The 345-nt window shown below is 69.6% G+C and carries 1 pseudogene; it reads right to left on the bottom strand.

Annotated elements, in window-relative coordinates:
- A pseudogene (locus UK12_RS42225) lies at nucleotides 1-345 on the bottom strand (hypothetical protein); the annotation flags it as partial.

The raw sequence follows: 345 nt of genomic DNA, 5'->3' as shown, positions 1-345 counted from the left end.
CTGCGGGTCTTCTCCGAGCGGCCGATCACGTCCCCGTTGGTGTACTCGTACCGCGCACTCCTCCACTCCCCGCAGACCTCGTGCCCGTAGCTGACCCGCCGCCGGTCCAGGTACAGCACACCAGGCACCTGCGACGCCGCCTCCCTCAGGCCGTCGCTCAGGACCGCCACCACACAGTACCCCCCCCAGGCGAGGCCCTCGGGGAACGCGGGCCGGCCGTCGGCGATCTTGCCGATGACGTCGTTGGGGCGGAGGTCGGGGGTGAGCGGGGTGAAGTAGGACTGGAAGACCAGTTGGTAGGAGGAGTCCTGGTAGCCCGCGTTGCGCATGGTGTTGCGCACGCTG

The sequence above is a fragment of the Saccharothrix sp. ST-888 genome (assembly GCF_000955975.1).
Lineage (GTDB): Bacteria > Actinomycetota > Actinomycetes > Streptomycetales > Streptomycetaceae > Kitasatospora.
This window is presented reverse-complemented; position numbering and strand designations above follow the sequence as displayed.